Origin of the sequence: Streptomyces prunicolor, assembly GCF_045162825.1 — a bacterium.
GTDB lineage: Bacteria > Actinomycetota > Actinomycetes > Streptomycetales > Streptomycetaceae > Streptomyces > Streptomyces prunicolor.
The window spans coordinates 6,333,254-6,347,236 of sequence record NZ_CP108676.1 but is presented as its reverse complement, the minus strand read 5'-3'; the positions used below and the strand labels follow the sequence as shown (position 1 = coordinate 6,347,236).

18 protein-coding genes are annotated in these 13,983 nt (G+C 68.1%); 6 read left to right on the top strand and 12 right to left on the bottom strand.

The window, feature by feature from the left end; genetic code table 11:
* Nucleotides 1-8: 8 nt before the first annotated feature.
* The 5 genes from OG588_RS29155 to OG588_RS29135 all read right to left on the bottom strand — a co-directional run bounded on the left by OG588_RS29155 (nt 9) and on the right by OG588_RS29135 (nt 3,411).
* The gene (locus tag OG588_RS29155; RefSeq protein ID WP_398853238.1) at nt 9-320 is read right to left on the bottom strand and encodes a DUF4229 domain-containing protein; all 312 of its coding nucleotides are present in this window, start codon (nt 318-320) and stop codon (nt 9-11) included.
* A gap of 93 nt (nt 321-413) precedes the next feature.
* Entirely contained in the window at nt 414-938 is a 525-nt protein-coding gene (locus tag OG588_RS29150) for a GNAT family N-acetyltransferase (protein ID WP_405949873.1), read from the bottom strand.
* Nucleotides 939-948: 10 nt separating this feature from the next.
* Nucleotides 949-2,112, bottom strand: a complete 1,164-nt coding sequence (gene mqnE / locus OG588_RS29145) for an aminofutalosine synthase MqnE (RefSeq protein ID WP_019061244.1) — start codon at nt 2,110-2,112, stop codon at nt 949-951.
* A gap of 92 nt (nt 2,113-2,204) precedes the next feature.
* Nucleotides 2,205-2,660 carry an Lrp/AsnC family transcriptional regulator gene (locus tag OG588_RS29140; protein WP_366098715.1) on the bottom strand — a complete coding sequence of 152 codons (456 nt, stop codon included), beginning with the start codon at nt 2,658-2,660 and terminating at the stop codon, nt 2,205-2,207.
* A 106-nt stretch (nt 2,661-2,766) separates the two neighbouring features.
* Nucleotides 2,767-3,411 carry a UbiX family flavin prenyltransferase gene (locus OG588_RS29135; protein ID WP_405949872.1) on the bottom strand — a complete coding sequence of 215 codons (645 nt, stop codon included), beginning with the start codon at nt 3,409-3,411 and terminating at the stop codon, nt 2,767-2,769.
* Between the two features lie 142 nt (nt 3,412-3,553).
* On the opposite strand from OG588_RS29135, the gene OG588_RS29130 reads away from it, so the two are divergent.
* Nucleotides 3,554-4,159 (top strand): rhomboid family intramembrane serine protease, encoded by a 606-nt coding sequence (locus tag OG588_RS29130; RefSeq protein WP_405953242.1) that lies wholly within the window; start codon nt 3,554-3,556, stop codon nt 4,157-4,159.
* On the opposite strand, the gene OG588_RS29125 is transcribed toward OG588_RS29130, so the two are convergent.
* The 3 genes from OG588_RS29125 to OG588_RS29115 are packed head-to-tail and all read right to left on the bottom strand — an operon-like array spanning nt 4,150 to nt 7,122.
* Nucleotides 4,150-4,722 (bottom strand): Uma2 family endonuclease, encoded by a 573-nt coding sequence (locus tag OG588_RS29125; protein WP_405949871.1) that lies wholly within the window; start codon nt 4,720-4,722, stop codon nt 4,150-4,152. The genes OG588_RS29130 and OG588_RS29125 overlap by 10 nt on opposite strands.
* 46 nt (nt 4,723-4,768) lie before the next feature.
* The gene (mqnP, locus tag OG588_RS29120) at nt 4,769-5,671 is read right to left on the bottom strand and encodes a menaquinone biosynthesis prenyltransferase MqnP (protein ID WP_405949870.1); all 903 of its coding nucleotides are present in this window, start codon (nt 5,669-5,671) and stop codon (nt 4,769-4,771) included.
* The gene (locus OG588_RS29115; protein WP_266860674.1) at nt 5,668-7,122 is read right to left on the bottom strand and encodes a menaquinone biosynthesis decarboxylase; all 1,455 of its coding nucleotides are present in this window, start codon (nt 7,120-7,122) and stop codon (nt 5,668-5,670) included. The genes mqnP and OG588_RS29115 overlap by 4 nt, the downstream gene beginning before the upstream one ends.
* A gap of 76 nt (nt 7,123-7,198) precedes the next feature.
* Between OG588_RS29115 and OG588_RS29110 the strand changes: the two genes are divergently transcribed.
* On the top strand, nt 7,199-7,498 hold the full coding sequence (locus OG588_RS29110; RefSeq protein ID WP_405949869.1) for a PLD nuclease N-terminal domain-containing protein: 300 nt from the start codon (nt 7,199-7,201) through the stop codon (nt 7,496-7,498).
* Nucleotides 7,499-7,597: 99 nt separating this feature from the next.
* Nucleotides 7,598-9,034, top strand: coding sequence for a purine-cytosine permease family protein (locus tag OG588_RS29105; RefSeq protein WP_405949868.1), 1,437 nt, complete (start codon nt 7,598-7,600; stop codon nt 9,032-9,034).
* Here the strand turns inward: OG588_RS29105 and OG588_RS29100 are convergent.
* Together OG588_RS29100 and OG588_RS29095 are read right to left on the bottom strand one after the other, a co-directional pair.
* Nucleotides 9,001-9,654, bottom strand: a complete 654-nt coding sequence (locus tag OG588_RS29100) for a hypothetical protein (RefSeq protein ID WP_405949867.1) — start codon at nt 9,652-9,654, stop codon at nt 9,001-9,003. The genes OG588_RS29105 and OG588_RS29100 overlap by 34 nt on opposite strands.
* Before the next feature lie 31 nt (nt 9,655-9,685).
* Nucleotides 9,686-10,048: an ArsR/SmtB family transcription factor gene (locus tag OG588_RS29095; protein WP_405949866.1), complete on the bottom strand. Its 363-nt coding sequence runs from the start codon at nt 10,046-10,048 to the stop codon at nt 9,686-9,688.
* Nucleotides 10,049-10,166: 118 nt separating this feature from the next.
* Here OG588_RS29095 and OG588_RS29090 point away from each other — a divergent pair, with 118 nt between their 5' ends.
* Nucleotides 10,167-11,150 (top strand): zinc-binding alcohol dehydrogenase family protein, encoded by a 984-nt coding sequence (locus OG588_RS29090; RefSeq protein ID WP_405949865.1) that lies wholly within the window; start codon nt 10,167-10,169, stop codon nt 11,148-11,150.
* Nucleotides 11,151-11,186: 36 nt separating this feature from the next.
* Nucleotides 11,187-11,783 carry a Uma2 family endonuclease gene (locus OG588_RS29085; RefSeq protein WP_266860662.1) on the top strand — a complete coding sequence of 199 codons (597 nt, stop codon included), beginning with the start codon at nt 11,187-11,189 and terminating at the stop codon, nt 11,781-11,783.
* Here the strand turns inward: OG588_RS29085 and OG588_RS29080 are convergent.
* The gene (locus OG588_RS29080; protein WP_405949864.1) at nt 11,764-11,883 is read right to left on the bottom strand and encodes a DUF397 domain-containing protein; all 120 of its coding nucleotides are present in this window, start codon (nt 11,881-11,883) and stop codon (nt 11,764-11,766) included. The two genes, OG588_RS29085 and OG588_RS29080, sit on opposite strands and share 20 nt — an antisense overlap.
* Entirely contained in the window at nt 11,840-12,784 is a 945-nt protein-coding gene (locus tag OG588_RS29075) for a Scr1 family TA system antitoxin-like transcriptional regulator (RefSeq protein ID WP_405949863.1), read from the bottom strand. The genes OG588_RS29080 and OG588_RS29075 overlap by 44 nt, the downstream gene beginning before the upstream one ends.
* Nucleotides 12,785-12,912: 128 nt before the next feature.
* On the opposite strand from OG588_RS29075, the gene OG588_RS29070 reads away from it, so the two are divergent.
* On the top strand, nt 12,913-13,536 hold the full coding sequence (locus tag OG588_RS29070; RefSeq protein WP_405949862.1) for a hypothetical protein: 624 nt from the start codon (nt 12,913-12,915) through the stop codon (nt 13,534-13,536).
* The last annotated feature ends 447 nt before the right edge of the window (nt 13,537-13,983 follow it).

Here is a 13,983-nt window from a genome sequence, read left to right as displayed (position 1 = left end):
CAGGGGTGCTAGGAAGCCTGACTCTGCGGACCGGTCGCGTCCACCGTCGCGTCCACCGTCTCGTCCTCCTGGCTGCGGTTGGCGTCCAGGTTGGCCTTCATCCGGTCGACCCGCTCGACGATCTGCACCGAGGCCCGGTCCCGCACCCCGCGCAGCACCACGAAGCTGATCGGCGCCGAGATCACCAGCGCCAGCAGCACGATCCACATGCCGTTGGACTCGCCGAAGCCGCGCGGGAAGACGCCGAGGTAGACGAGGCCCCAGACGACGCCGAGACAGCCCGCGAAGACTCCGAGGCGCCACAGTGTGTAGCGGAACATCTCAATCCACTCTTCCGTAACGAACAGACTTACCCGAACAGTGCCATCCAGTGAAGCACGCGCCGCCCCCGATCTTCCGGCGGGGTGCGTGGCTCACAGCAGCGGCAGCAACATGAGGATGTCGTCGCGATCGTCCCCCGGGGCGACGCGGATCGCGCCGGGCACCCGCCCGACCTCCTTGTAGCCGCAGGAGCCGTAGAACCGCTCCAGGCCGTGGCCGCCCCGGCAGGTAAGCCGGATCGCCTCGATGCCGTCGAGGCCTCGGGCGGCTTCCTCGGCGGCGGCGAGCAGATCCCGCCCATAGCCCTTGCCCTGGTGGCGGGGGTGGACCATCACCGTGTAGAGCCAGATCCAGTGCCGCATCAGCCGGTGCGTGTTGAACGCGAGGAACACGGTCGCGGCGACCGTGCCCGTCTCGTCCCGGCCGACCAGCAGCCGGGTCCGGCCCTCCACCATCGCGACGAAGTGCTTCACCAGCTCGGGCCGTATCTCGTCCACCGTCACCGGTGCGACGAAACCGACCGAGCCCCCCGCGTTGGAGACGTCCGCCCAGAGGGTGAGGATCTCCTCGCGCAGGGCAGGGGTTATCGCGGGGTCCAGTTCAAAACTCAGTGCCATGGGGCTTTCTTCACACTCGCATCGGCTGCGGCGACTCACGCCGCGCCGGGTCCGGGCCGTCGTACTCGCGGATGATCTCGTACCGCGTGTTCCGCTCGACCGGCTGGAAACCGGCGTCGCGGATCAGGTCGAGGAGGTCGTCGCGGGTGAGCTTGTTCGGGGTGCCGTAGTTGTCGGCGTCGTGCGTGATCTTGTACTCGACGACCGAGCCGTCCATGTCGTCCGCGCCGTGCTGGAGGGCGAGTTGGGCGGTCTGGACACCGTGCATGACCCAGAAGACCTTGACGTGCGGGACGTTGTCGAAGAGGAGACGGGAGACGGCAAAGGTCTTGAGGGCCTCCGCACCGGTGGCCATCTGCGTACGCGCCTGAAGGCGGTTCCGGACCTTGCCGTCCTTCATGTCCACGAAGTCGTGCTGGTAGCGCAGCGGGATGAAGACCTGGAACCCGCCGGTCTCGTCCTGGAGTTCACGCAGCCGCAGCACGTGGTCCACGCGGTGGCGGGGCTCCTCGATGTGGCCGTAGAGCATGGTGCACGGGGTCTTGAGACCCTTCTCGTGCGCCAGCCGGTGGATCCGCGACCAGTCTTCCCAGTGCGTCCGGTGGTCGACGATGTGCTGCCGGACCTCCCAGTCGAAGATCTCCGCGCCGCCGCCGGTGAGGGATTCGAGGCCGGCCTCGATCAACTCGTCGAGGATCTCCGACGCCGACAGCCCGGAGATGGTCTCGAAGTGATGGATCTCCGTGGCCGTGAAGGCCTTGAGGGAGACCTCCGGGAGGGCCTTCTTCAGCTCGCTCAGGGAGCGCGGGTAGTAGCGCCAGGGGAGGTTCGGGTGCAGCCCGTTGACGATGTGCAGCTCGGTGAGGTTCTCACCCTGCATCGCCTTGGCGAGCCGGACGGCCTCCTCGATGCGCATCGTGTACGCGTCCTTCTCGCCCGGCTTGCGCTGGAACGAGCAGTAGGCGCAGGACGCGGTGCACACGTTGGTCATGTTCAGGTGGCGGTTGACGTTGAAGTGGACGACATCGCCGTTCTTCCGCGTCCGCACCTCGTGCGCGAGTCCGCCCAGCCAGGCCAGGTCGTCCGACTCGTACAGCGCGATGCCGTCCTCACGGGACAGCCGCTCACCGGAGCGGACCTTCTGCTCCAGCTCGCGCTTGAGCCCGACATCCATGCCCTTACCTCTTCCTAAGACAGCTTGCTAAACGGTACTCCCCCACCCTTCGGGCGGGAGGTGCCCCCAAACGGCGCTTCGCGCCTAGCCCGCTACGCCTCTTCGGGCAGCTCACCGACCCGGTTCTCCCACTTCGTGGAGAGCACGATGGTGGTACGGGTCCGGGACACACCCTTGGTCCCGCTGAGCCGCCGGATGGTCTTCTCCAGCCCGTCCACGTCCGGTGCCCGCACCTTCAGCATGTACGAGTCCTCGCCCGCGATGAACCAGCAGTCCTCGATCTCACTGAGGTCCTTCATGCGGCGCGCGACGTCCTCGTGGTCGGCGGCGTCGGAGAGCGAGATGCCGATCAGGGCGATGACGCCGAGGCCGAGGGAGGCCGAGTCGACGGTCGCGCGGTAACCGGTGATGACACCGGCCGCCTCCAGCCGGTTGATGCGGTCGGTGACACTGGGTCCCGACAGGCCGACGAGGCGCCCCAGCTCCGCGTAGGAGGCCCGGCCGTTCTCTCTCAGGGCCTGGATGAGCTGCCTGTCCACCGCGTCCATGCGATCGATTGCCTTCCGGTGATGACGATGACGATGAAGGTGATGCCGAGAATGTGATGCCGATGAAGATGGATGAATACATGGATGAATACGTGGGTGCCGTACGTCAGTTGGTGGTGTCGGCGGTGCGGAAGCCGGCGCCGAGGTCGCCCTTCCACCGCCGGTACAGCTCGTGCTCGACCCCCGCCGAGTCCAGGACCCGCCCGGCGACGAAGTCCACCAGGTCCTGGATGTGGGTCGCCCCGGCGTAGAACCCGGGCGAGGCGGGCACCACGGCCGCCCCCAGGTCGTCCAGGGTCACGAGGTGCCGCAGGGTCTGCCCGTTCAACGGCGTCTCGCGTACGGCGACCACCAGCCTGCGCCGCTCCTTGAGGGTCACGCTCGCCGCCCGCTGCAACAGGTCCTTGCTCAGCCCGAGGGCGACCCCGGCGACACAGGCGGTCGACGCGGGCACGACGATCATCCCCTTCGCGGGGTACGACCCCGAGGACGGCCCCGCCGCGAGGTCGCCCGCGCTCCAGTGCCGTACGGCGTCGAGGTCGCTCTGGAAGGTGCCGGGCTTGCCGTCGGCGCCGAGGGCCAGCCATTCCCGCAGGTCGTCCCGCCAGTGCGCGTCCCGGAAGGAGATCCCCGTCTCGTCGAGGAGCGTGAGCCGGGACGCCCGGGACACCACGAGGTCGACACTCTCGCCGGCGTCGAGGAGCGCGCGCAGCACGGCAGCCGCGTATGGGGTGCCGGAAGCGCCGGACACCCCTACGATCCAAGGCGTACGCCGCGTCTCTCCTGGCTTGACTGGGTTCACGACACCGAGCCTAGCTGGCGTGGCGGGGCGGGAACCGGGCAAGGGGGCCGGGGCGTTCTTCTGTGGGGACGAGTGGACTCTGGGGGGTGCCATGTCCGGTACGGAGTTGGGGTGGTCGCAGGGCGACCGCGCGAAGGCCGCGGCCAAGCTGATGGTGGGCTGGGTCGCGCTGTTGTGGCTGCTCGAAGTGGTGGACGTGGTGTCCGGCCACGCCCTGGACAGCCTCGGGATCATCCCGCGCGAGCCGTCCGAACTGATCGACATCGTCCCGGCCGCGTTCATCCACTTCGGCTTCGCGCATGTCGCCGCGAACACGGTGCCGCTGCTGGTGTTCGGCTTCCTGGCGGCGCTGGGCGGCATCCGCCGCTTCGTCGCGATCTCCGCGCTGATCATCGTCGCGGACGGCCTCGGGGTCTGGCTCATATCCCCGGCCCACACGAACACGGCGGGCGCGTCGGGCCTGATCTTCGGCCTCTTCGGCTTCCTGCTGGTCAGCGGTTTCGTCGAGCGCCGCGCGGTGGGCATCGTCGTAGGCCTGCTGATCGGCGCGGTGTGGGGCACGTCGATCCTGTTCGGGCTGGCGCCCACGCAGTCGGGGGTCAGCTGGCAGGCGCATCTGATCGGGCTGGCGGCGGGGGTGGGGGCGGCGTTCGTGTTCCGACGCCGGGCCGTCGGTCGTGGAGTGGTTCAGACCTGACGGCGGGCTTTCGGGTCCACCGGGAGGTGAGCGGTGGGGATCGTGAGCTTGCCCAGGGGGGAGTCGACGGTCAGGTCGGGGCCATAGGGGGCGGTGTCACGACCCCGGTAGCCGTCAAGGCCCGGGTTCCACATCGTGACCGCGTGGCCCTGCAAGGGGTCGAGGATCACGTAATTGGCGATGCCTCGGGAGGCATACCAGCGGGGCTTGATCTCGTAGTCGCGGCGGACGCTTTCCGGCGACACCACTTCAGCGACGAACTCGATCAGATCAGCCGGGTAGGAGCTGCGGTTCTCGTCCTCGGCCTCGGCCGGAATGACCGCGATGTCCGGGCAGAACTCGTTGGCCTCGTCGAAGGGGAACGCCACATCGCTCACCAGCGCCCACTCCGGCGGAAGCTGTCCCTCAAGGCTCGCTGACACCCTCAGGATCGTCTTCCCGTGGAACGGCCTGACCGGGTTCATCACGATGCTGCCCTCGACAATCTCCGTCAGATAGCCGGGGAACATGTCCTCCAGCTTGCTGAGCTGCGAGTGCAGGCGGTCAAGGTCCGAGACGGTCACGGTGGCCTCCCTGGGGTCCTGCCCTCGATGGTAGGCCGCACGCTACTCACACGGTCAGACCCCGAACCAGAAGATCGAGAAGCGCACACACGAACAACGCAATCCCGATGAACCCGTTGACGCTGAAGAACGCCCGGTTGAGCCGGGAAAGATCATGCGGCCGGACGATCGAGTGCTCGTACAGGAACGCGCCCGCGACGATCAGCAGCCCGAACCAGAAGAACGCACCGGCGCCGGTCGCCGCGCCGTACCAGGCGAGGAGGGCGGTAGTGATCGCGTGGCAGACGCGGGCGCCCCAGATGGACGCCGGGATGCCGAAGCGCGCCGGCACCGACATGACGCCGATCTCACGGTCGGTCTCGATGTCCTGGCAGGCGTAGATCAGGTCGAAGCCGCCGATCCAGATGCCGACGGCGAGGCCGAGGATCACCGCGTCCCAGGACCACTCGCCGGTGATCGCCAGCCAGCCGCCGACCGGGCCCATCGCCTGGGCGAGACCGAGGATGGCCTGCGGGAAGTTCGTGAACCGCTTGCCGTAGGGATAGACCACCATCGGGATCACCGCGATGGGGGCCAGGGCCAGGCAGAGGGGGTTCAGCAGGGCCGCCGAGCCGAGGAACACGACCAGGGCGACGAGCGCGCCCGTCCACGCGTGCTTGACCGACATCGCGCCGGTGACCAGCTCGCGGTGCGCGGTGCGCGGGTTACGGGCGTCGATCTCCCGGTCGATGATCCGGTTGACCGCCATCGCGAAGGTCCGCAGCCCCACCATGCAGATGGTGACCAGGAGCAGCCGCCCCCAGTGGATGTTCCCGTCCAGCTCGAACATCGCGGTCAGCGCGGCGATGTACGCGAAGGGCAGGGCGAAGACGGAGTGCTCGATCATGACGAGGCGTAGGAACGCCTTGGTGCGCCCCGGCTGCGGGATCGCGGCTGATGCGCTGCTCACGAAAGTCCGTACTCCTTCCACCGGCGGTCGACCTTCGCCGCCGTCTCCGGGTCGGACAGCACCATCTCGGGCCAGCCGCCGTCCCGCGTGTAGCCCTCCTCGGGCCACTTCCTCGTCGCGTCGATCCCCGCCTTGCCGCCCCAGAACTGCTGGTAGGAGGCATGGTCGAGATGGTCGACGGGTCCTTCCACGACCGAGAGATCGCGGGCGTAGTCCGTGTTGCCGAGGGCCCGCCACGCGACCTCGTGCAGATCGTGAACGTCGCAGTCGGCGTCGACGACCACGATCAGCTTGGTCAGGGACATCATGTGCGCACCCCAGACCGCGTGCATCACCTTCTGCGCGTGCTTCGGGTACTTCTTGTCGATCGAGACGATCGCGCAGTTGTGGAATCCGCCCGCTTCGGGCAGGTGGTAGTCCACGATGTCCGGCACGATGATCTTCAGCAGGGGGAGGAAGAAGCGCTCGGTCGCCCGTCCCAGCGGTCCGTCCTCCGTCGGAGGCCGGCCTACGACGATCGACTGAAGCAACGGCCGCTTCCGCATCGTGACGCAGTCGATGGTCAGCGCCGGGAACGGCTCCTGCGGCGTATAGAACCCGGTGTGGTCCCCGAACGGCCCCTCCGGCAGCATCTCGCCGGGCTCCAGCCACCCCTCGATGACGACCTCGGCCTGCGCGGGCACCTGCAACGGCACGGTCTTGCAGTCGACCATCTCGATCCGCTTGCCCGCGATGAACCCGGCGAAGAGGTACTCGTCGATGTCACCGGGAAGGGGCGCGGTGGAGGCGTACGTCACGGCGGGCGGACACCCGAAGGCGATGGCGACCGGCAGCCGCTCGCCCTTCCTGGCCGCGACCTGGTAGTGATTCCGGCTGTCCTTGTGGATCTGCCAGTGCATGCCGATGGTGCGCTTGTCGTGCCGCTGGAGCCGGTACAGCCCGAGATTCCGGACCCCGCTCTCCGGGTCCTTGGTGTGCGTGAGCCCGAGGTTGAAGAAGGACCCGCCGTCCTGCGGCCAGGTGAAGAGCGCGGGCAGGTCGTCGAGGTCGACGTCGTCACCCGTGAGCACCACCTCCTGCACCGGCGCGTCCTTGACCTTCTTCGGCGGTACGTGGGTCATCGACCCGAGCTTCCCGAAGGCGTCCCGTACCCCCACGAACCCCTGCGGCAGCTCGGGCCGCAGCAGCCCGCCGATCTTCTCGGAGATGTCGCCGTACGACTTCAGCCCCAGCGCCTTCAGCAGCCGCCGGTCGGTCCCGAAGACGTTCATGGCGAGGGGCATCGAGGACCCCTTCACCTTCTCGAAGAGGAGCGCGGGCCCACCGGCCTTCTGCACCCGGTCGACGATCTCCCCGACCTCCAGATAGGGGTCCACCTCGGCCTTGATGCGCTTGAGGTCTCCCTCGCGCTCCAGTGCCCTGAGCAGGGAGCGAAGATCGTCGTAAGCCATGTGTCCAAGTATCTGCCACCCGCTAACCTGACCCCGTCACCGGGGCCGTCTCACCACTCAGGAGAATCTCGCCACCATGCTCAGGTATCTGCCCTTCCTGCTGGTCCTGGCTCTGTGGATCTACGCCTTCGTGGACTGCCTGAACACGCCCGAGGAGGACGTGCGGGGTATGCCGAAGCTGGCGTGGGTGTTCGTGATCCTGCTCTTCGGCGAGGTGCTGGTCGGCCCGATCGCGTGGCTGATCGCGGGCCGGCCGCGGCGCACGGCGGACGGGGCGGCGGAGACGCCGGGCCAGTGGATCGCGCCGGACGACAACCCCGAGTTCCTGAAGTCCCTGAACAAGGACGACCTCAAGGACGACCCCAAGCCCGAGTAGACGTGAAGTGAGTACGTGCAGGTTGTACGCCGGTGAGCGGCCCGGTACGGACAATGCGCCTCTGGGCCCGGACCGGCAGGAACCGGACACTTACCTCGCATGACGACTGCTCCCGCCGACTCAACCGGCACCCTCGCCCCCGAATACGGTGACAAGGTCATCGCCGTGGAGACGGCCGGTGCCGAGCCGATCCCCGACGCCGAACGCCACGGCAGCCCGCTCCAGCTCCTCTGGACCTGGGCCTCCCCGAACATCGAGTTCGCGACCGTCTATATCGGCGTGATCTCGGTCCTCTTCTTCGGCCTGTCCTTCTGGCAGGCGACCGCGGCGATCGTCCTGGGCACCGGCCTCGGCGCGATCACACAGGGCTTCCTCTCCCTGGACGGCCCGCGCTTCGGCGTCCCGCAGATGGTGATCGGCCGCTTCTCCTTCGGCTTCCGCGGCAACATCATCCCGTCGGCGGCCAACGGCCTTGTGGCGGGCGTCGGTTGGTTCGCGGTGAACAGCGTGAGCGCGGCGTTCGCACTGAACACACTGACGGGCCTACGCCCCCTCCCGTCCCTCCTCCTCGTAGTAGTGGCCGAGATCCTCATCGGCTTCATAGGCCACAACTTCGTGCACACCTTCGAGAAGTACGCGTTCCCGGCGCTGGCGGTGATCTTCCTGCTGGCCGGCGTCTGGACCTTCAAGGACGCACACCTCGGCGGAGGCGGCACGGGCGGCGGAGTGGGCGGCTTCCTCCTGGCGCTCAGCGCGGCCTGGGGCTACGCGGCGGGCTGGAACCCGTACGCCACGGACTACGCGCGCTACCTCCCCCGCACGGCGAACAAGTTCAAGACGATCCTGTACCCCGCCCTCGGCCTCTTCGTGTCGGTGACGTTCGTGGCAGTGATGGGAGCGGCTTCAGCAACGCTCCTGGCCCCCAAGGACGCCACCCCGACGGCGGCCTTCACCGGCCATCTCCCCTCCTGGCTCGGCAACTTGGTACTGCTCGCGATCATCCTCGGCGCGATCTCGGCGAACGCCCTGAACGTCTACTCCGGCGCGATCTCCCTCGCCGCGCTGGGCCTGAAGCTCCCCCCGTGGCTGAACCGCAGCGTCCTGGTCGTGGTGTCCGGGGTGGCCGGTACGGCGGCGGCATGGGCGTCGCTGTCCGACGCGGGCTCGGCGTACGAGGCGTTCCTGCTGGTGATCGCGTACTGGGTGGCACCGTGGCTGGGCGTGGTCCTGGTGGAACGCTGGTTCCAGTCCCGCACACCCACCGAGGAACTGGCCCCCCGCCTGACCGACCCGACCTTCACCAACTGGCCAGGCCTGGCAGCCCTGTTGATCGGCATCGGGGTCTCGGTCCCGCTCTTCTCCAACCAGGAGGACTACGTCGGCTACGTCCCGAAGCACTGGCCGTCCTTCGGAGACAGCACGCCGATCGTGGGCTTCGTGCTGAGCGCGGTGCTGTACGTGGCGCTGCGCAAGGTGCTGGGCCCGAAGGGCGGGGTTCACTCTCAGCCCGCCACTGCCGACACTGCCGACGCCTGACCCACGTACTCGACCTTGATGTACCGGGCGTTCTTCGCCCCGTACGCCTTCTTGATGATCGGCTCGGCCTTGTCGGGGTCATCGACCCCGACCTGGACGAACCCCCGTACATTCACGCCGACTTGGCGCATCCGGAAGGTGCCGTCCCAGCGTTTCATGTCGTCGCCGATGCGGTCGGAGAGCTTGTCGAGGCTCTTCCGGCTGACGTCGGAGTCGTGCAGGCGGACGGTCACGCCCTTCATCGCCGCGCCGCAGACGGCGGCGTCGAAGCGGGCGGAGGGGATGCGCCAGACGTCGAGAGTCTGCGTCCTGTCGTCCACGGACAGGCCGGTGTAGACGGCCACGTAGGCGCCCGCCCCCAGCGCGTCGACGTGACCGGCGAGGCGGTACATGGGGTTGTTGTCGTCGTGGGTGGGGAGGCCGCCGACGGGCCGGGTGCCGACGCACCGCTCGGAGGCACTCGCCTTGGGCGCCTTGGGCACTTTGGGCACCTGGGACACCTTGGGGGCGGCCACGTCCACGTCGGCGTGGCCGGTCTCCAGTTCGTCTACGTACAGAGCGGCGCCCAGCACCACTCCCGCGGTCGCGACGGCCGCCACGATCCAGCTGCGATTCCTCATGCGACTGCGACGCCGGAGCGGGCAAAAGGGTTCAGGCCCGGTCGTCCAGGCCCCGGCCGTCCGCGCGCAGCACAAGGCCCAGCAGCCCGGGAAAACGCCCCTCGAACTCTTCCCTGCGCAGCCGGTTGACCCGCTTGGGCCCTTCGTCGCGCTGCTCCACGATCCCGGCGCCGCGCAACACGGCGAAGTGATGACTCAGCGCGGCCTTGCCGACGGGCACGTCGAAGCTCCCGCACGTGCGCGACCAGTCGTCGGACCCCGCCAACTCCCTTACGAGGGTGAGACGTACGGGGTCGGCGAGCGCGGCGAGGGCGGTCTGCAGGGGGACGTCGTCGGGGTGGGTGTGTTCGGGGGCGGCCCGATGACTTCCGGTGGTGCGGTCTCGCTGCGCCATGCCGTCCCCCCGTTCCCTCTCCCTCGTTCCCACGCGCTCTCGCTTGCGGGGTGTTCGACGAAAACCATACACTCGCGAGTGTTCGCTTTTCATTGAACAGTCGAGCGGGGAGTCCGGCATGCGCGCGGTCGAGATCCAGGAGTACGGCGGTCCCGAGGTCCTGAAGGTCGTGGAGACGGAGGTCCCGCGCCCCGGCCCCGGCCAGGTGAGCGTCGACGTGGCGTACACCGGGGTGAACTTCGCCGACCTCAAGGCGCGGGGCGAGGGATACCGGGTGCCAAGTCTCCCTTTCGTACCGGGACTTGAGGTCTCGGGCCGGGTGCGGGAGGTGGGTGAGGGCGTCGAAGGTCTTGCCCTGGGCCAGGAGGTGGCGGCTCTGACGGCGGGCGGCGCGTACGCGGAGGTGGTCGTCACCGACGCGACGACAGTCTTCCCCCTCCCTGAGGGCGTGGACCTCCGCACGGCCGCCACGCTCCCCACGGTCCTCCCGACCGCGTACGCCCTCGTGCACTCGGTGGGCCGACTGCAACCCGGCGAGACGGTACTCGTGCAGGGTGCGGCGGGCGGAATCGGCACAGTGGTGGGGCAGTTGGCGCGGGCGGCGGGGGCGGGTTCCGTGTACGGGGTCGTATCGAGCGCGGCGAAGGCGGAGTTCGCGCGGGGGTACGGCTACGACGCGGTGTTCGTGGGCGAGTTCGAGGCGCCGGTGCGGGCGGCGACGGCCGGGCGCGGGGTGGACCTGGCCCTGGATCCGGTGGGCGGCGACACCCTCAGGCGCAGCCTCGCCTCCCTCGCGACCTACGGCCGCATGGTCTCCTTCGGCAACGCGAGCTCGGCGAAGCCGTGGCAGGTGGGCCAACCCGAGCTGTACCCCGGCGCCTTCTCGGTCTCCGGCTTCTCGATCCTGACCCTGGCCCAGAACGATCCCGCGGCGCTACGAGCCCTGACCGAGCGAGCGTTCGCGACGGTGGTCGACGGCGCGGTGTCGTTGCCGGTGACGGCGGAGTTCGGGTTGTCGGAGGCGGCGGAGGCGCATCGGGTGATGGGGGCGCGGAGGAGCACGGGGAAGTTGCTGCTCAGGGTGGGCGCACTGAGCAGCTGACCGGGCCTGGAGCGGGATCCTCGGTACCCTCGATACATGGACTACGCGAAGATGCGCACGATCGCGGAGGAGCTCGGGGCATACGCCGAGCACCTTGAGGGGAGCTGGAGCGTCGAGATCGGCCCATCGGGCCCGATACTGGCAATGATGTGCCCGTCGAAGCGACACGAGGGCACGATCCGGCGCATCTGCAAGCAGTTGGACGAACAGCTCCTGATCACACATCCCGGCTACATCTGCGCCAGCGGGCCCGAGATCGAGCACCCGTCGATCGGCCGCATGCGGCGCCCGGACGCCGTCGTCATCCCGGAGGACGTACTCGACGAGGAAGGCCTCGCAGTCGACGCGACGCAGGCGCTGGCGGTGATCGAGATCGTCTCGCCGTCCAACCCCAACAACGACTACGTCGAAAAGCTCGCCGACTATCCCGCCATGGGCATCGCCCACTACCTGATCGTCGACCCTCGCACCGGCACCATCGAAGTCCACTCCGATCCGTGCAGGACCGGGTACGCGCGTAAGGACCCCTACATCTTCGGGGACGCGGTGCCCTTTGGCCCCTGGACGGTAGACACGTCCGTCTTCCGCCGGTACGGCAAGGCGGGGAACGACGTCAGCGAAGAGCAGCCGTGAACGCCGACCAAGCAGCACGCGTGACGACCAGCACCGGGCCCTCGACGAGCTTGCTGTCACGCACCGGCACCACGGCGCGGAAAGCGGGGGCGATTTCCACGCAGTTGCCGCCGTTGCTGTCGCTGTAGCTGCTCTTGATCCAAGTCGCCGCGCCGAGCTGGTGCCTGTCCATGGTGCTCGTAACCCTCCATCACGTCGCTGATCAGAGCGGCGGATTCGCGGGCCGACGGGATGTCCGCCCTGAGCACATCATAGGCCTGACTGTGGCCCGCGAAGACGGCTGGATCGTCGTTGAAATGCCCCCTGTCCAGCGACTCCGAGTACACCCATTCATGCCCATCGGGCAGCTTGATCAACGACATTGAACCGCTGGGGCGAAGGAGCCCGAAGAGAGCCGCAGGAGCCACCTGGATACGGATGTTGGGGCGTCGCCCGACAGCTAGCAGGTGTGCACACTGGTCTCGCATGACCTTCGGCGTACCCACGGCGTTACGCAGGCAACTCTCGTCCAGGACAGCGACGTACAGCGGACCGTCCTCAGCAAGGAAGCGCGGTTGGCGACTCAACCTCGCCCGGACGCGCTCATCCACCTCGTCGCCGCTCGCGATCCGGGAGAACAAGGCATGCGCATAAGCCGGCGTCTGCAACATCCCCGGCATTACGCGCTCTTGATACTCGCGCAACGCCACAGCCTGGGCATCCATCTCAGCCCGCTTCTCGAACCAATCGGGGTGCTGGACCTCGGGATACCAGTCGATCTGGCGCCACATCCGCAGCAACGCCCCACCCGTGTGCAGGACTTCGTCACACGACTTCGCGAACGACTCCTGCGGAACCCGTGTCCCCGCCTCGATCTTGGCCACATGCGAACGGTCGCAGTGGAGTTGCCGGGCCAAAGCCTCCTGCGTGAGCAACTCGGTCTCGCGATAGAAGCGGAGTAAGTCACCGAACAGCACCGCGTTACTGACTCCGCCCGTGGCCTCCGCATTGCGATAGGTCACCGAACCCGCCCCCCTCCGTGGCAATAGCCCAATGGCACGCGCCAAGCATTGATACGCACCGTTCCCCTGGGCGACTCTCAATACACCCAGAGTGATGAAGTGGCCCCGGAGTGAACATGGTTGAGCCGATGGCGAAGCGAATCGAACAAGGAACGCTCGTTTACGACATCAGTACGAACAAGGTGGGGGAATACCGAGGCAAGGCAGGGCCCTACGCGATGTTGCGCCCGCTCGGCGGCGGCCGGGAGTGGGAGGCCCCGCCGGAAGCCGTACGCCCGGCAACACCCCAGGAACGGCTGATCGCGAGCGTAAAGGCGGCCAACTCCCGCTCCTGGGTGGGCAATTCAGTGCCGTACGACATCTCCATGCCCCCCGCCCCCGTACCTGACTGCCAGCCCTGCTTCGACTTGGCCGCATTCCGGGACGACGCCCGCGCCCGCAACGACGGCACCGCCGAGACCGACGCGAACGTCCTACTGCGCCGGCACCAACACCGGGACCACGACATCCGACACCGCCGAATCTTCCGCTACGTGCCGTACTCGATCGTCCAAGACCCCACCGCGGAACCGGAGTACGAGGCCCACTGCGTCTCCGGCGACGACCACGACTGCGACGCCACCTCCGGCCCTCACGCCAACCCGACCGACGTAGAGGAATGGCAACGCAAGCACACCCAGGAAACCCGGCACACCCGCTACCGCCGCAGCTTCGCGGACTACGCGGTACTGGAGCCGCAGCCTCAGGGATGAACAGGCCCCCACGCCAACACGTGACCGTCGGACCACTCGCTTCTTGGCCAGTGTCGGGCTTCCACGGCCCGAGTAAAGGGCGCTCCGCTGCGCTACGCGTCGCCTGCGGCGATGGCCCTGCGGGCCACCCTTGACTAGGGCCGCTCCAGCCCGTTTCAGAAGCGAGCGAGCGGCCCTGAAGAACGGGTGGCCAGGCATGAACGCCCTTACCTGCACTGCATTGTCGGCCGGGGTGAGGGGACGCGCTCGCGCCTCGCCAGCACGCCGGGCCCGCTTAGCGACTACCGCCCGGTGGGGACTTGCTGCGCAAGAAGCCAGGGACCAGCAGGTCAGAAGGCCAGGAGGCCAGGAGGCCAGGAGGCCAAAAAAAGCAAGAGGCTCTGGGGAGTTCGCGGCCGAGGGGAACGGGCGGGCAAGGGGGCAGTTCTACGATGCGGGCATGGGGGA